This window comes from Thioclava sp. 'Guangxiensis' (genome assembly GCF_045348365.1).
Classification (GTDB): Bacteria; Pseudomonadota; Alphaproteobacteria; order Rhodobacterales; family Rhodobacteraceae; genus Thioclava; species Thioclava kandeliae.
In genome coordinates this window covers 41,830-56,552 of record NZ_CP155825.1, presented here as the reverse complement: position 1 = coordinate 56,552, position 14,723 = coordinate 41,830, and the positions used below count along the sequence as shown (strand labels likewise).

Sequence of the window (14,723 nt, the reverse complement as noted above, 5' to 3'; positions counted from 1 at the left end):
CCTGCCATCACACTCGCCCATGTCCGAGACGGAGGCCTGCGCGCTGCGCGAGGGCCGTCACGGCGCCCCCTTTGACGTTATGGGCCTTCACGGGCGCGTCTTGCGTGCCTTCGATCCGGGGGCGGAGCGGATGTGGTGCCTGACCGGCGGAAAGGGCCCCGGCGCCGCCATCGAGATGGTGCCTTCGGGCGGTGGTCTTTTCGTGCTGGACCCTGTGCCGGAGGATGTGACCCTTACACGCCAGTACCGGTTGCGTGGCGAAGGCTATGGCGGCCGCTGGGAATGGGCCGACCCTTACGGCCTGCCGCCCGTTCTGGGGGCATTGGACGAGCATCTGATCTCGGAGGGGCGCCACCTGCGGCTGTGGGAGAAGCTCGGGGCACATCCCTGCACCCATGAAGGGCTGACGGGCACCGCCTTCGCCGTCTGGGCCCCCAATGCGCGCAGGGTGTCGGTGGTGGGAGATTTCAACCAGTGGGATGCGCGCCGTCACCCGATGCGGGCGCGCGGCTCCACCGGCGTCTGGGAGATCTTCCTGCCCGATATCCATGAGGGCGCGACCTATAAATACGACATCCTCGGTCCGGGCGAGGTTCGGCTGCCGCAAAAGGCCGATCCGGTCGGGTTCGGGGCGGAACATGCCCCCGCCACGGCCTCGGTCGTGCGGCGCCTTCCGCAGGCGCGAAAGGCGGGCAATCGGGCGCAGGATGTGACACAGCCCGTTTCGATCTACGAGGTCCATCTGGGATCGTGGCGGCGCAAGGTCGAAGAGGATGACCGCCGTCTGAGCTATGATGAACTGGCGCAGGAACTGGTAAGCTATGCCCGCGATATGGGCTTTACCCATCTGGAACTGCTGCCGGTGTCGGAATTTCCCTTTGATGGCAGCTGGGGCTATCAGCCGGTGGGCCTTTATGCCCCGACCGTGCGCCATGGCACGCCCGAGGCCTTCGCCGCCTTCATCCGCGCCGCGCAAGAAGCCGGTCTTGGTGTCATTCTCGACTGGGTGCCCGGACATTTTCCGACGGACCCGCACGGGCTTGGCTGGCTCGACGGCACCGCGCTCTATCAATATGCCGATCCGCGCGAGGGCTTCCACCGCGACTGGAATACCCTGATCTATGATTATGGCCGGCGCGAGGTGCGTAACTTTCTGGTGGCCAATGCGCTTTACTGGATGCATGTCTATGGCGTGGACGGGCTGCGCGTGGATGCCGTGGCCTCAATGCTCTATCGCGATTATTCCCGCCCTGCGGGCGAATGGGTGCCCAACAAGGATGGCGGGCGCGAGAATTACGAAGCTATCAGCTTCCTGCAGGAGATGAACCGCGAGGTCTATGCCCAGATGCCGGAGGCGATGACGGTTGCCGAGGAAAGCACCTCGTTTCCCGGTGTGTCGCGACCGGTGCATGAGGGGGGCTTGGGCTTTGGCTACAAGTGGAATATGGGCTGGATGAATGACACGCTGGACTATTTCCACCGCGATCCAGTCCACCGCCAGCATCATCACGGGCAGCTGACCTTCGGGCTGGTCTATGCGTTTTCGGAAAATTTCGTGTTGCCGATCAGCCATGACGAGGTCGTGCATGGCAAGGGCAGCATGATCGACAAGATGCCCGGCGATGGCTGGGAGAAATTCGCCAATCTGCGCGCCTATTACGGGTTCATGTGGGGGCATCCGGGCAAGAAGCTGCTGTTCATGGGCTGCGAATTCGCGCAGGGGCGCGAATGGAACCATGACCGCAGCCTTGACTGGTATCTACTGGATCATCCGCTACATGCCGGCACGCAGTCGCTGGTGCGCGATCTCAACCGGATCTATCGCGAAACCCCCGCCCTTCATCGCGACGATCTGGGGGCGGACGGGTTCGAATGGCTGGTTTCCGATGATGCGCAGCAATCGGTACTGGCCTTCCTGCGCAAGGATGACGCGGGCGGGCTGGTGGCGGTGATCTGCAACCTGACACCGGTCGAACGTTGCGGGTACCGTCTTGGCCTGCCGGTGGCGGGGCGCTGGCGCGAGATCCTGAACACCGATGCGGCCTGCTATGGCGGCAGCGGGGGCGGCAATATGGGCGAGGTTATCGCCGGACCAGAGACCTCGCACGGGCGTCCTACCTCGGCCTGCCTGACCCTGCCGCCGCTTTCCGTCCTGTTTCTGAAAGCCGATTCCCAGCCAGAGCTTTCTGCCTGAGAGGCCTTTCACCCCCGGCCTTGGGAGGGGCCTGTCCATGCATTACAATCCCCATCAAAGACTGGCCAGCCTTTCAATGGCCTTCATCCTTGCCGGCGGGCGCGGCAGCCGCCTGAAAGAGCTGACCGATCTGCGCGCCAAGCCGGCGGTCTATTTTGGCGGCAAAATGCGGATCATCGATTTCGCCCTGTCCAACGCCTATAATTCCGGCATCCGCAAGCTGGCTGTTGCAACACAATACAAATCGCATTCGCTGATCCGCCATCTCCAGCGCGGCTGGAACTTCTTCCGTGCCGAGCGCAACGAATATCTGGATATCCTGCCTGCCTCGCAGATGGTGTCCGAGGACAAATGGTATGCCGGCACCGCCGATGCGGTGACGCAGAATATCGCGATTATCGACAGTTACGATATCGAATACATGATCATCCTCGCGGGCGATCATGTCTACAAGATGGATTACGAGGTAATGCTGCGCGAGCATGCCGAAAGCGGGGCCGATGTCACCGTCGGCTGCCTGACCGTACCGCGCAAGGAGGCCTCTGCTTTTGGTGTGATGGCCATCGATAAGGAACGCCGCATCACGGATTTTCTGGAAAAGCCCGCCGATCCGCCCGCCATGCCCGGCGCCCCCGACAAGGCGCTGGCCTCGATGGGGATCTATGTGTTCCGCTGGGCCTTCCTGCGCGAATTGCTGACGCGCGATGCCTGCGACAGCAAGAGCAGCCATGATTTCGGAAATGACCTGATCCCTGAGATCGTGCGTTCGGGCAAGGCGATGGCGCATCTGTTCGAGGATAGCTGCGTGACATCGGGCGATGGCGAGGTGATCTACTGGCGCGATGTCGGCACGCTGGATGCCTATCACACCGCAAGTATCGCGCTGACCGAATTCACCCCTGAGCTGGACATCTATGATACCTCATGGCCGATCTGGTCCTATGGCGAGATCACGCCACCGGCCAAGTTCATCCATGACGAGGACGGGCGCCGCGGATCGGCGATTTCGTCCATGGTGTCGGGCAACTGCATCATCTCGGGCACCGAGGTGCGGGAATCACTGCTGTTTACCGGCGTGCGCACCCATTCCTACGCCGAGCTGTTTCAGGTCGTCGCAATGCCGGGCAGTGTGGTCAATCGGCATGCGAGACTGTCGAAAGTCATTCTGGATGCCAATGTGGAGATTCCGTCAGGGCTTGTGATCGGCGAAGACCCGGAAGAAGATGCGAAATGGTTCCGTGTCAGCGAGGGCGGCGTCACGCTTGTGACCCGACGGATGATCGACCGCTGGCGCGCGGGCCATGGCTGAGACGCGTGTTTGAACGGGCCTGACGAAAGAAACGAGTGCATGATGACCAAGACCATCGCGGATGCGGGACAGATACTGTCGGTAACCTCTGAATGTGTTCCCCTGATCAAATCCGGTGGTCTGGCCGATGTCACGGGGGCGCTGCCTTTGGCGCTTGCCCCGCATGGTTGGCGGATGCGCGTGCTGCTGCCCGCCTATCCTGGGCTGGGCGCGCGGCTTGACGATCCGACGCCCGTCTGCGATCTGCCCGATCTTTTTGGTGGCACGGGGCAGATCATCGCCGGCACCTGTGGCCAGACCGAGGTCCTGGCTCTCGAAGCCCCCCATCTTTTCACGCGGGAGGGCGGGCCCTATCTGGATCCGGACGGGCGCGACTATCCCGACAACCCCGAGCGGTTCGCCGCGCTGTGCTGGGCGGCCATGGTGATCTGCCGTGACGGGCTGGCCGATGGCTGGCGCCCCGATCTGGTGCATGCCCATGACTGGCAGGGAGGACTGGTGCCGGCCTATCTGCAACAGGCGGGCCTTGATATTCCCAGCGTGCTGACCATCCATAATATCGCTTTTCAGGGGCTTGCGCCGGCCGAGCGGCTGCAGGGGTTGCGGCTGGATCCGGCCCTGTTTACGCCAGAAGGGCCGGCAGAGTTCTGGGGCAAGATCGGGGCGCTCAAGGCGGGGCTGTCGCTTGCCACGCGGGTCACTACCGTCTCGCCGCGCTATGCGACAGAGCTGGAGCTGCCCGAATTCGGCATGGGGCTTGAAGGGGTCATCGCGGCCCTGCCCCGTCCGGTTGCGGGGATCCTCAACGGGATCGATACCGAAAGCTGGTCGCCCGAAACTAACGCGGCGCTGGTGGCCAATTACACCGCCACGCGGATCGAGAAGCGCAAGCTCAACCGCATCGCGCTGGCCGAACGCTTTGGTCTGGACCTTGGTGAAGGGCCGCTGGCGGCGGTAGTGTCGCGGCTGACGCGACAAAAGGGGCTGGATCTTCTGCCGCCCGTGATCCCCGATTTTCTGGCGCGGGGGGGGCGGCTGGCGGTGCTTGGATCGGGGGATGCCGATCTCGAGGCGGAGTATGCCGCACTGGCGGCGCGCTATCCGGCGCAGGTCGGCTTCTTGCGCGGCTTTGACGAACCGCTGGCCCATCAGATCTATGCAGGCGCCGACGCGCTTCTGGTGCCCTCGCGTTTCGAACCCTGCGGCCTGACGCAGCTTTATGCCCTGCGCTATGGCGCGGTGCCGGTTGTTGCCGCCACCGGCGGGCTGGCCGATACGGTGATCGCGGCCAATCCGGCCTCGCTGGCGGCAAAGGTCGCCACGGGGATCGTGCTGCCGCGCATGGATGCGGGCGGGCTTGCCATCGCGCTGACCCAGCTTTGCGATCTCTATGCCGATCCGCGCGCTTGGCGCCAGATCCAGAAAAACGGCCTGAAAGCCGATTTCGGATGGGACCGGTCCGGCGCGGCCTATGCGGCGCTTTATGCGCAGCTTGTGCAGGAGCGTGTGGCATGAGCCCGCAAGGCACGCGGGATCCGCGGCTGTTCGCGCCCCGCGCCAACCGGTCGCAGATGCACGACACCATCCCCTCGAAGCTGCCCCATCACGGGTTGTCCGCCGGCCGGCCCGAGCCGCTTGGCGCGTCCTTCGACGGGGGCGGGGTCAATTTTGCCGTCTTCTCCGCCGAGGCCGAGGCGGTGGATCTGTGCCTGTTCTCGCCCGATGGCAAGCGCGAACTGGCCCGTATCCCGCTGCGCGAGCGCGATGGCGATATCTGGCATGTCTATGTCTCGGGGCTGTTGCCGGGCACGGTCTATGGCTGGCGGGTGCGCGGCCCGCATCGCCCCGAAGAGGGGCTGCGCTTCAATCACAACAAGCTGCTGCTTGACCCCTATGCGCGCAAGATCGCGGGGCGGCTGCGCTGGTCGGACGCGCTTCTGGGCTACCGCCCCGGCACCCAGCGCAGCGATCTGGGACAGGACACCCGCGACAGCGCCTTCGCCATGCCCAAGGCCGTGGTCTGCGACACCAGCAGTTTCGCATGGGGGGATGACCGCCCGCCCCGCCATCGCCGCTCGCTTTCGGTGCATTACGAAGCTCATGTCAAAGGGCTGACCGCCGCGCATCCCGCGATCGACCGCAGACGGCGTGGTACGTTTCTGGGGCTGGCAACCCAGCCGGTTCTGGACCATCTGGACCGGATCGGGGTCACGACGATCCAGCTTATGCCGGTGCAGGCCCATCTGAGCGAACGTTTTCTGGCCGAAAAAGGGCTGACCAATTACTGGGGCTACCAGACCATCGGCTTCTTCGCCCCCGATCCGCGGTTCCTGTGTGATGGCGAGATCTGGGAATTCCAGACCATGGTCCGGCGGTTCCATAGCGCAGGGATCGAGGTGATCCTTGATGTGGTCTATAACCACACCGCCGAAGGCAACCAGTTGGGGCCGACGCTGTGCTTTCGCGGGCTGGACAACCGCGCCTATTACCGGCTGGCAGAGGATCCGCGCTATTACATCGACGATACCGGCTGCGGCAATACGCTGAACACCCGCCATCCTGCCGTGCTCCAGATGGTCATGGACAGTCTGCGCTACTGGGTCGAGGTGATGCATGTCGACGGGTTCCGCTTCGATCTGGCCACCGTGCTGGCGCGTGGGCCTGACGGGTTCGACACCCATGGCGGCTTTCTGGGGGCGCTGCGGCAGGATCCGGTACTGCGCAGGGTCAAGCTGGTGGCCGAGCCCTGGGATCTGGGTCCGGGCGGCTACCAGCTTGGCGCATGGCCGCATCCGTTCATGGAACTCAACGACCGTTACCGCGATGACGTGCGCCAGTTCTGGAAGGGCGACAGGGGCACGACCTCGGGTCTGGCGCGCAGGCTTCTGGGGTCGGCGGAACTGTTCGACCATAGCGGGCGCTCTGCGGCGTCTTCGGTCAATTTTCTGGCCTCGCATGACGGGTTCACGCTTGAGGATGTCGTCAGCTTTACCGTGAAGCGCAACTGGGCCAATGGCGAGGAAAACCGCGACGGCCACGAGCCCAACCATTCCGACGGGCTGGGCGTCGAGGGGCCGACCTCCAATCCGGCCATTCTGGCCGCGCGCGCGCGCCGCAAACGCAATATGCTGGCCACGCTGTTCCTGTCGCAGGGCACGCCGATGCTGCTGGCGGGCGATGAAATCGGCAATAGCCAAGAGGGCAACAACAACGCCTATGCGCAGGATAACGCGATCGCATGGGTGAACTGGGACCGCCCCGACGAAGAGCTTGCACGTTTTGTCAGCTGGATTGCCCGCATGCGTCGCGACCACCCCGTGCTGCGGCAGAAACTGTTCCTGCATGCGCAATCGCGCCAGCGCGACGGTATCGCCGATGTGTTCTGGCGCAAGGCCGATGGCAGCTCCCCCAGCGTCGAGGACTGGCATGACCCCGAGTTCCGGACGCTCTGCCTTGAATTGCGCGCCGCCTCGACCACGCCGGTCTATTCGATGAGCGATGACGTCCTGTTCGCAGTGATCAATGCCGGAGACGACGTGCAGGTGAGCCTGCCGCAACCACCTGAAGGACGACGCTGGCGGCAGATCCTTGATACGTCGCGGGCCACGCAAGCCACCGCGTTTCTGGCCGCACCCGCGCAGGCGGTCCATGTTTCGGGCGACAGCGTCGCGGTCTTTGACGCCTCTCTCTGAGGGGTGCCGGATTATGGTTAAAATTTTTCTAGAATTGGGACGGAAACGCCGCGCGTGGGCGGAACAAATCGCCTGAGCGCGGCGTTCACCGCAAAAGCCGATTTCTACACCGCTTTTTGATTCCCGACATTCTGATGAAACCCAACTTCTTGGGGAGGAGAAGTTATGACCGTTCAGGACGCAAGGCTGCCTGATTTCCCGAATGCACATCCCGCAACCTTCACCGATTGCCACGCCGTACTGCTGGCTGGCGGGCGTGGATCGCGCCTGTTCGAACTGACCGAGACGCTGTGCAAACCCGCCGTGCCTTTCGGCACTGGCCGGATTGTCGATTACGTGCTGTCATCGCTTGTGCAATCCGGTCTGCGTCGGGTCACTGTCGCCACGCAATATGCGCCGGAGGTGCTGGAACGCCACCTGCAGGATGGCTGGGCAAACCGGTTCGAGAGGCTGTCCCTCCGTTTCGGGCCGACGCTTGCACAGGACGAAACCGGATATAATGGCACCGCCGATGCGGTGTTCCGCAATATCGCCCAGATTGACGCCCAGAGCCCGCGCGATGTGGTGATCCTTGCGGCGGATCACGTCTATCAGATGGATTTCGAGGCGATGATCGCGGCCCATCGTGCAAGCGGGGCTGCGGCAACCGTGGCGGTGACGCCGGTCCGCCGTGAAGACGCCTCGGAATTCGGGATCGCGGCGGTGGATGCACAGCGCCATGTCACGGCCTTTCATGAAAAGCCGAAAGTGGCACCCGTGATGCCGGACGATCCTTCGTGGGCCTTGGCATCAATGGGGATCTATGTGTTCGACTGGGCGTGGCTGCGCGCGGTCCTGATCGCGGATGCGAAACGGCCCGACAGCCGGCATGATTTCGGCCATGACATCCTGCCCGAGGCCCTGGCACAGGGCGCGCTTTCGGCCTATGCGCTGCCCGATCTTCCCGATGGTCGCACCGCCTACTGGCGCGATGTCGGCACGCTTGACGCCTATCGCAAGGCCCAGCTTGACCTGCGGCGTGGATTGGTGCCGCGCGGGCTTCTGACATCGCCGGCGGCGCCATGGTCGGCCAGCCTGCGCGGATCGAAAGGCAGCATCATCCTGCCCGGCGCCCATGTGGCGCAGGACTGCCGCCTGACCGACTGTATCATCGGGCCGCGCGCCTCCTTGCCGGCGGGGATCGTGATCGGCGAGGATCCCGAGGAAGATGCCCGCTGGTTCCGGCGCACCGATGCCGGCACGACCCTTGTCACGGCCAGAATGCTCCTGCGTCGTGCCGAGGCCCGCCCCCGACGTTATCCCGCCGCGACGGTCTGGGCCACCAGCGCCAAAGCGGCATCCCTCCCCCGCCTTCTGAAGGTCTGAACCCCATGCGCGACTTCTCTCCAAGCGATACCGGCCTGCCCGCCTTTGACCTGACACTGGGCCGCCCCGACAGTCTGGGCGCCCAACATGATGGCAATGGCACCAATTTCGCCCTGTTCTCCGAACATGCGACAGATGTGGAACTGTGCCTGTTCGACGAAACGGGGCAGCAGGAGACCCACCGCGTCAAGCTGCCCTCGACCGAGGGCGGCATCTGGTATGGCTATCTGCCGGGCGTCGCGCCGGGACAGGCCTATGGCTACCGCGTGCACGGGCCGCATCGCCCCGAAGAGGGGCACCGCTTCAACCCCAACAAGCTGCTGCTCGATCCCTATGCGATGGAAATGCGCGGTTTTCTGAAATGGGATGACGCACTGTTCGGCTATCCTGTGGGGGGCGACGACCGCGAGATCGACACCCGCGATAGCGCCGCTTTCATGCCCAAAGCGGTGGTGACCGACCCCGAATTCGACTGGGAAGCCGACCGCGCCCTGAACACGCGCTGGCAGGACAGCCTGATCTACGAGGCGCATGTCAAAGGCCTGACCATGCGCCACCCCGACGTGCCCGAGGCCGATCGGGGCACCTTCCGCGGGCTGGCCTCGGATGCGGTGATCCGCCACCTGCACCGGATCGGGGCGACGGCGATCGAGCTTCTGCCCGTGCATTCCATGATACAGGACCGCTACCTGATCGAGAAAGGTCTGTCGAATTACTGGGGCTACAACACCATCGGCTTCTTCGCCCCGAACCGCACCTATCTGACCGGCGAAAGCCTGCGCGAGGTGAAAGACGCCATCAAGCGCTTCCACCGCGAAGGGATCGAGGTCATTCTGGATGTGGTCTATAACCACACCGCCGAGGGCAACGAACTGGGCCCGACCCTGTCCTTCAAGGGTATCGACAATGCCAGCTATTACCTGCTGTCCGAAGACCGGCGCCATTGCTATGACACGACAGGCTGCGGCAATACGCTGAATGTCGCGCATCCTATGGTCCTGCGCATGGTGATGGACAGCCTGCGCTACTGGGTGCAGGTGATGCATGTCGACGGGTTCCGCTTCGATCTGGCCTCGACCCTCGGGCGCGAGAGCGACGGTTTCGAGCGCGAGGGCGCCTTCTTCGCCGCGATCCGGCAGGACCCCGTTCTCAGCCGCGTGAAGCTGATCGCCGAGCCATGGGATATCGGCGATGGCGGCTATCAGGTGGGCGGCTTCCCTTGGCCGTTCCGCGAATGGAACGACAAGTTCCGCGATGACACCCGTGGCTTCTGGCGCCGCGATCACGGTAAGGTCGCGCGCATGTCGCAACGGCTTGTGGGCAGCCCCGTGCAGTTCGACCATTCGCACCGGCCCGCGACCTCTTCTGTCAATTTCGTGGCGGCGCATGACGGTTTTACCCTGTGGGATACGGTCAGCTATAACGAAAAACACAATGATGCCAATGGCGAGGACAATCGCGACGGGCACTCCAACAACCTGTCCGACAATATGGGCGCCGAGGGGCATAGCGATGATCCGGCCATCACCGCCGCCCGCCTGCGCCGCGTTCGGGCGATCCTGTCGACGCTGTTCCTGTCGCAGGGCGTGCCGATGCTGCTTTCGGGCGACGAACTGGGCAACAGTCAGGGCGGCAATAACAACGCCTATTGTCAGGACAACGAGATCGGCTGGATCGACTGGACAAGCGCGCGGGACGACCTGATCGATTGCGTCGGCGCTTTGACACGCCTGCGCAAGGACCATGTCGATCTTCTGGCGCCGCTACAGTTCGCGCGTGCACCCGATGCTGCGGAACGGGTCGAGGCGGTTCTCTGGCTGCATCCGCAGGGCCGCGAGATGACCCCCGATGATTGGAATGATGCCGCCCTGCCGGTGTTCGGCATGCAGCTTTCGCGCAACTCCGGTGACGCGTTTGACACTCCTGCCGCCCGCCGCAGCCTGCTGATCATTCTCAATGCAGGGCCCGAGGCTGAATTCCGGCTTCCCGAGGGGGCGTGGCATCCCGTCTGGAACAGCGCGGACGCCAGCACCGCTGAAACAGGGCCGGTCCAGACCGTTGCCACGCTGCCCGAGCAAAGCGTCATGGTGTTCACCCCGACTGACGCCTGAGGGCTTTGTCAGGTTGCCTGGCCTTGGGTGCTACGATCCACCACCACGGTTTTCAGGCGGCCAGATCTGCGGCGTAGTCGGCCCAAAGGCCGAACGCGTCGGACCTCGCATAGCGGTATGACCGGGCGGAGAGGCGATGGCGTTTCGGTCGGAACAAGGTGGCGATCTGGTCGTGGGCTGCGAGGAACCGTTGCGCTTGGCTCGGAGACTTGAAACGGTAGTGTCGCAAAGTTTTGGGTTTCTTGGTATCCCCGAATATGTGTGCATTGCCAGTGAGTTGGTAAAAGGCGGTTGACATGATCGATTTCAAGGGCGTGCATTATTCGAAGTCGGTAATCCTGCATGCGGTGTTCTTCTATGTTCGTTACGCATATGTTCGTTACGCAGTTTCCTACCGGGACCTTGAAGAGATCCTTGCGGAGCGCGGCTTCGCGGTTGACCACGCCACACTTAACCGATGGGTGGTGAAATTCGCGCCACTCATTGCCGATCGGGCCCAGGCGAGAAAGCGCACGGGCACTGCCAACTTATTTGGCGATCGGCGAGCTGGGCCGACAGGGTGTCTGTCAGGCGGTCATTTTAAGGGCGTATTCAGCCCAGAGGGCATGGGCGTCGGATCTGGCGTGGCGGTAGGATGTGGCGGACAGGCGATAGCGGCGCGGGCGGAAGATCGTGTTGATCTGGTCATGCGCAGCGAGGAATCTCTGAGCCTGCCTTGCGGACTTGAACTTGCCCATGAGCTTCTCGCGCTTTCGGGTCGGCCGGCGGGACCCTTCGATGCGATTGTTCAGGCCCTTGTGCGCCCGGTGATCCGCACCTGGAGCGAGTTCGCGAATTGGCTTGATATAGCTGCGCAGCCTGTCGATGACGATGACACGTGGCGCGCCGAACCGGCCGATCAGCCCTTTAAGGAAACGTCTTGCTGCCCTGGCGTTCCGCCGGGACTGAACCAGAATGTCTAGCACGTGACCTTCCGCGTCGACGGCCCGCCAGAGCCAGTGTTTTTCCCGCGGATCGCGATAACGACCTCATCGAGGTGCCACTTGTCGGTGGCGCCTGGCCTATCGCGCTTGATGCAGGACGCAAAATGGCGGCCAAATCGGTTGACCCATTTGCGGACCGTTTCCCGGCTGACGATCACGCCGCGCTCCGCAAGCAGGTCTTCGACATCCGCCGTGCTCAGCGCGAACCGGTGGTATGCCCAGACCGCATGGGCAACGATCGCGCGGGGGAAGCGGTAGCCTTTCAGGCGTGGCAGATCGGACGGTGCTTTCATGCCGGATGCCTAGCCGGCACAGACTTCCCGAACAAGTTGGCAATGCCCTTTCGACTTGTGGGCTGGCTATGCAGCGGAATTGGCCGCCTGGGTGGCAACGTTCGCGTCAAACTCAGTCTGGGCGGCAACAACCTGACAAAGCCGGTCCATGATTTCGGATAATTTATCCCGCCCGATCGGTGAACATAGTTGCAAGATCTTCGCGCGCCCCTTCATGTAACCATTGGCTACACTGTATCTTTAGGATACACATAGCGGATGAAGAAGATCACCTATACATCCGCAGCACTCAAGGCACTTCGGTAGATGCCAAAGAATACCGCAGAACGTATTTTCGGTAAGATCAATGACTACGCAGAAGACCCAGCATCACAAGCCAATAATGTCAAATCGCTGAAAGGTCGCAAAGGTATTCGGCTCCGCGTTGGCGACTGGCGTGTCATCATGGATGACCAAGGAATGGTCTTGGACGTGCTAGAAATCGGCCCTCGTGGCAACGTTTACGACTAAGGAGGACTGGATGAACGAGATGATTACTATCACCCGCGCAGAATATGACCGCCTTAAAGAAGCGGCCGAAGATCTGGCCGACCTGCGAGCCTTCGATGCAGCGAAAGCGAGTGACAGCGAAGGTTTTCCTTCCGAACTGGTTGAGCGTATCGTGCTTGGAGGGGAAAGCCCCCTGCGTGTGTTTCGCGAATATCGTGGATACAATCAGTCCGAGCTCGGGCGGATCTCCGGCATCAACCGGGTGCTGATTGCGGATATCGAGGCTGGTCGCAAAAATGGCTCCACGTCGAGCCTTAAAAAGCTGGCAATAGCGCTGAATGTATCGCTAGACGATCTTGTTTAAGCCTTCGGCTCTATCAACCCCCAAGCCCGTGCGCGATCCAGCAGCATCTTGACCGAAGACGGTTGCCATTTGCTGCGGCCTCGAGGCGTGCGCTCGTGCAGCTGCTCGGGTTTTGTCGCAAAGTTTGCCTAGAGGCAGAATAGCCCAGCCCGAGGACAGAATTATGCTGCGAGGGCGGTGAAGGTCAGGCAAGCCGTCGCGCCATTGGCGGCAATCTGCCCTTTACGGATCATGTGCGCAACCTCGATGCCAGCGATGGTCGCGGCAGCTGAATGGAACGCTTTGAAGCCCATCATCGGGCGCGTGATCCGCTTGATAAAGCGGTGGTCCTGCTCGAGGATGTTGTTCAGATATTTGACCTGACGGATCTCGATCATGCGCCCGCATCCGGTAAATTTCAGAATAACATTAATGGCGTGCAGCCCGGCCAGATTGGAACCGCTCTTGTCGATGACGACGCGCTCTGGCACCCCATTCACCGCAATCGCGCGTTTAAAAAATCGCCGGGCAGCGGCCAGCTTGCGGCGCTCGACCAGGATCTCCTCGAGATCCCGATAGGAGACTGCATAGCGGACGTAGAAAAAGATGGCGTGCAAGATCACCGACTTCGGATAATGCGCTCCCTTGAAATCGATCATGCCGTCCGCTCCTTCGCAACCAATTGGCCAAGCGAAAATATCAAAGAAAATCCAAAACCGTAAGATTTGCGACAGAACCGTTCATGATGGGGTCAACATTGGCGTCTCCTTCCTCTTCTTTTTCGCGGTCTCAGAGCTGGCCTTGAAGCGATAGCTGTCGTTTCCAGCCTCCAGGATGTGGCAGCGGTGTGTGAGGCGATCGAGGAGCGCAGTGGTCATCTTGGCGTCGCCAAAGACGCTGGCCCATTCGCTGAAGCTCAGGTTCGTGGTGATCACGACACTGGTGCGTTCGTAGGGCACCGTAACGTTAACCGGCCAAGCACAAAAACTGGACCGGCTGCGGTGTTTATGCGGCTTCGAGGCGAGCGATGTCGCGCCACGCCTCCATGGCGGCGGCGCAAAGTTCGCGAAAATCTGCGGATGTCATTTCGTGGCGAGGCAAGTGAAACAAGTTGGCAATCGGGTCATGGATGGAAGCGAAGCGCTGTAATTGCCGGGCGGATTTGAAGCGTTTCATAACGCGCTCGCGCCTTCGGGTCGATTGGTGTGAGTTTTCAGCCCGGTTATTCAAACCCTTGTGTGAGCGATGCTCGACCCCCGGCATGATCTGGCGCTTCGCCGCCGGGTATGAGCGAAGTTTGTCAGTGACCAGAACTCGCGGCGGATGGCCCTGTCGTGTCAAAAGCCTGCGCATCAGGCGCAGGGCAGCCCGCCGGTCGCGGCGGGCTTGAACCAGTACATCCAGCACGAAGCCCTCCTGATCGACAGCCCGCCAAAGCCAGTGCTTGCGGCCCCCGATTGAGATGACAACTTCGTCCAGATGCCATTTGTCGCCGAATTTGCCAGCCGAACGGCGACGGATCATCTTCGCGAATTCCCGCCCGAATTGTTCGGCCAATGCCCGCACCGTCTGGTGCGACACGATAATGCCGCGCTCGGCTAGAAGGTCTTCAACCATCCGCAGGCTCAGGGGGAACCGGAAATACAGCCAGACAGCATGGGCAATCACGTCGGACGGGAAACGGTGGCGGCGATAGAGGCGAGCGTCAGTCATACCGCTATGTCACATTTTACACGGGCAATCGCATTAACTTTACGGTGCCGCTCGGGGTGATGAGGAACGATCATTTCCGCCACAGCTCTACGCTCACCGTCCGCTCGCCGTCGCCAGCGGCGCTCGAACCGTGTATGGATGGCCCCTTGGCAAGTGCTTTCTTCAATTCTGGCATTCTGGTCGGTCGCGGCCATGTATACGGCGTCAATTCGCAGCTCTATCGATCGCTGC

At 62.2% G+C, this 14,723-nt stretch carries 10 protein-coding genes and 5 pseudogenes; 9 read left to right on the top strand and 6 right to left on the bottom strand.

Going from position 1 to position 14,723, the window contains the following annotated elements; translation table 11 throughout:
* Nucleotides 1-19 precede the first annotated feature (19 nt).
* The 6 genes from glgB (at nucleotide 20) to glgX (ABEB22_RS20420) (ending at nucleotide 10,671) form a co-directional block, all read left to right on the top strand.
* A complete protein-coding gene (glgB, locus tag ABEB22_RS20445) occupies nucleotides 20-2,194 on the top strand; it encodes a 1,4-alpha-glucan branching protein GlgB (protein WP_349294828.1) in 2,175 nt (724 codons plus the stop codon).
* Nucleotides 2,195-2,231: 37 nt separating this feature from the next.
* Nucleotides 2,232-3,503 (top strand): glucose-1-phosphate adenylyltransferase, encoded by a 1,272-nt coding sequence (gene glgC / locus ABEB22_RS20440; protein WP_349294798.1) that lies wholly within the window; start codon nucleotides 2,232-2,234, stop codon nucleotides 3,501-3,503.
* A 39-nt stretch (nucleotides 3,504-3,542) separates the two neighbouring features.
* Complete coding sequence (glgA, locus tag ABEB22_RS20435; RefSeq protein ID WP_349294797.1) at nucleotides 3,543-5,018, top strand: glycogen synthase GlgA; 1,476 nt, start codon at nucleotides 3,543-3,545, stop codon at nucleotides 5,016-5,018.
* Nucleotides 5,019-5,074: 56 nt separating this feature from the next.
* Nucleotides 5,075-7,195 (top strand): glycogen debranching protein GlgX, encoded by a 2,121-nt coding sequence (glgX, locus tag ABEB22_RS20430; protein WP_349294827.1) that lies wholly within the window; start codon nucleotides 5,075-5,077, stop codon nucleotides 7,193-7,195.
* A 165-nt stretch (nucleotides 7,196-7,360) separates the two neighbouring features.
* Nucleotides 7,361-8,560 carry a sugar phosphate nucleotidyltransferase gene (locus ABEB22_RS20425; RefSeq protein WP_349294796.1) on the top strand — a complete coding sequence of 400 codons (1,200 nt, stop codon included), beginning with the start codon at nucleotides 7,361-7,363 and terminating at the stop codon, nucleotides 8,558-8,560.
* A 5-nt stretch (nucleotides 8,561-8,565) separates the two neighbouring features.
* On the top strand, nucleotides 8,566-10,671 hold the full coding sequence (gene glgX, locus ABEB22_RS20420) for a glycogen debranching protein GlgX (protein WP_349294795.1): 2,106 nt from the start codon (nucleotides 8,566-8,568) through the stop codon (nucleotides 10,669-10,671).
* 52 nt (nucleotides 10,672-10,723) lie between these two features.
* Here glgX (ABEB22_RS20420) and ABEB22_RS20415 read toward each other — a convergent pair.
* Nucleotides 10,724-10,888: pseudogene (locus ABEB22_RS20415) on the bottom strand (IS6 family transposase); the annotation flags it as partial.
* 79 nt (nucleotides 10,889-10,967) lie between these two features.
* Between ABEB22_RS20415 and ABEB22_RS20410 the strand changes: the two are divergent.
* Nucleotides 10,968-11,183, top strand: a pseudogene (locus ABEB22_RS20410) (IS6 family transposase); the annotation flags it as partial.
* 54 nt (nucleotides 11,184-11,237) lie between these two features.
* On the opposite strand, the pseudogene ABEB22_RS20405 reads toward ABEB22_RS20410, so the two are convergent.
* A pseudogene (locus tag ABEB22_RS20405) lies at nucleotides 11,238-11,947 on the bottom strand (IS6 family transposase).
* Nucleotides 11,948-12,253: 306 nt separating this feature from the next.
* Between ABEB22_RS20405 and ABEB22_RS20400 the strand changes: the two are divergent.
* Nucleotides 12,254-12,457: a type II toxin-antitoxin system RelE family toxin gene (locus ABEB22_RS20400; protein ID WP_406871231.1), complete on the top strand. Its 204-nt coding sequence runs from the start codon at nucleotides 12,254-12,256 to the stop codon at nucleotides 12,455-12,457.
* A gap of 10 nt (nucleotides 12,458-12,467) precedes the next feature.
* On the top strand, nucleotides 12,468-12,800 hold the full coding sequence (locus tag ABEB22_RS20395) for a helix-turn-helix transcriptional regulator (protein ID WP_349294794.1): 333 nt from the start codon (nucleotides 12,468-12,470) through the stop codon (nucleotides 12,798-12,800).
* Here the strand turns inward: ABEB22_RS20395 and ABEB22_RS20390 are convergent.
* The 4 genes and pseudogenes from ABEB22_RS20390 to ABEB22_RS20375 all read right to left on the bottom strand — a co-directional run.
* A pseudogene (locus ABEB22_RS20390) lies at nucleotides 12,797-12,907 on the bottom strand (recombinase family protein); the annotation flags it as partial. The gene ABEB22_RS20395 and the pseudogene ABEB22_RS20390 overlap by 4 nt on opposite strands.
* Nucleotides 12,908-12,961: 54 nt before the next feature.
* Complete coding sequence (locus ABEB22_RS20385; RefSeq protein WP_349294793.1) at nucleotides 12,962-13,438, bottom strand: DDE-type integrase/transposase/recombinase; 477 nt, start codon at nucleotides 13,436-13,438, stop codon at nucleotides 12,962-12,964.
* An 81-nt stretch (nucleotides 13,439-13,519) separates the two neighbouring features.
* Nucleotides 13,520-13,732, bottom strand: a pseudogene (locus ABEB22_RS20380) (ATP-binding protein); the annotation flags it as partial.
* A 52-nt stretch (nucleotides 13,733-13,784) separates the two neighbouring features.
* Nucleotides 13,785-14,492 carry an IS6 family transposase gene (locus ABEB22_RS20375; RefSeq protein ID WP_349294792.1) on the bottom strand — a complete coding sequence of 236 codons (708 nt, stop codon included), beginning with the start codon at nucleotides 14,490-14,492 and terminating at the stop codon, nucleotides 13,785-13,787.
* Nucleotides 14,493-14,723: the final 231 nt, after the last annotated feature.

What these genes read in the sequence shown, in the direction of transcription:
- glgB (WP_349294828.1), top strand. Translation starts at nt 20, where the DNA reads ATGTCCGAGACGGAGGCCTGCGCGCTGCGCGAGGGCCGTCACGGCGCC.
- glgC (WP_349294798.1), top strand. Translation starts at nt 2,232, where the DNA reads ATGCATTACAATCCCCATCAAAGACTGGCCAGCCTTTCAATGGCCTTC.
- glgA (WP_349294797.1), top strand. Translation starts at nt 3,543, where the DNA reads ATGATGACCAAGACCATCGCGGATGCGGGACAGATACTGTCGGTAACC.
- glgX (WP_349294827.1), top strand. Translation starts at nt 5,075, where the DNA reads ATGCACGACACCATCCCCTCGAAGCTGCCCCATCACGGGTTGTCCGCC.
- ABEB22_RS20425 (WP_349294796.1), top strand. Translation starts at nt 7,361, where the DNA reads ATGACCGTTCAGGACGCAAGGCTGCCTGATTTCCCGAATGCACATCCC.
- glgX (WP_349294795.1), top strand. Translation starts at nt 8,566, where the DNA reads ATGCGCGACTTCTCTCCAAGCGATACCGGCCTGCCCGCCTTTGACCTG.
- ABEB22_RS20400 (WP_406871231.1), top strand. Translation starts at nt 12,254, where the DNA reads ATGCCAAAGAATACCGCAGAACGTATTTTCGGTAAGATCAATGACTAC.
- ABEB22_RS20395 (WP_349294794.1), top strand. Translation starts at nt 12,468, where the DNA reads ATGAACGAGATGATTACTATCACCCGCGCAGAATATGACCGCCTTAAA.
- ABEB22_RS20385 (WP_349294793.1), bottom strand. Translation starts at nt 13,438, where the DNA reads ATGATCGATTTCAAGGGAGCGCATTATCCGAAGTCGGTGATCTTGCAC.
- ABEB22_RS20375 (WP_349294792.1), bottom strand. Translation starts at nt 14,492, where the DNA reads ATGACTGACGCTCGCCTCTATCGCCGCCACCGTTTCCCGTCCGACGTG.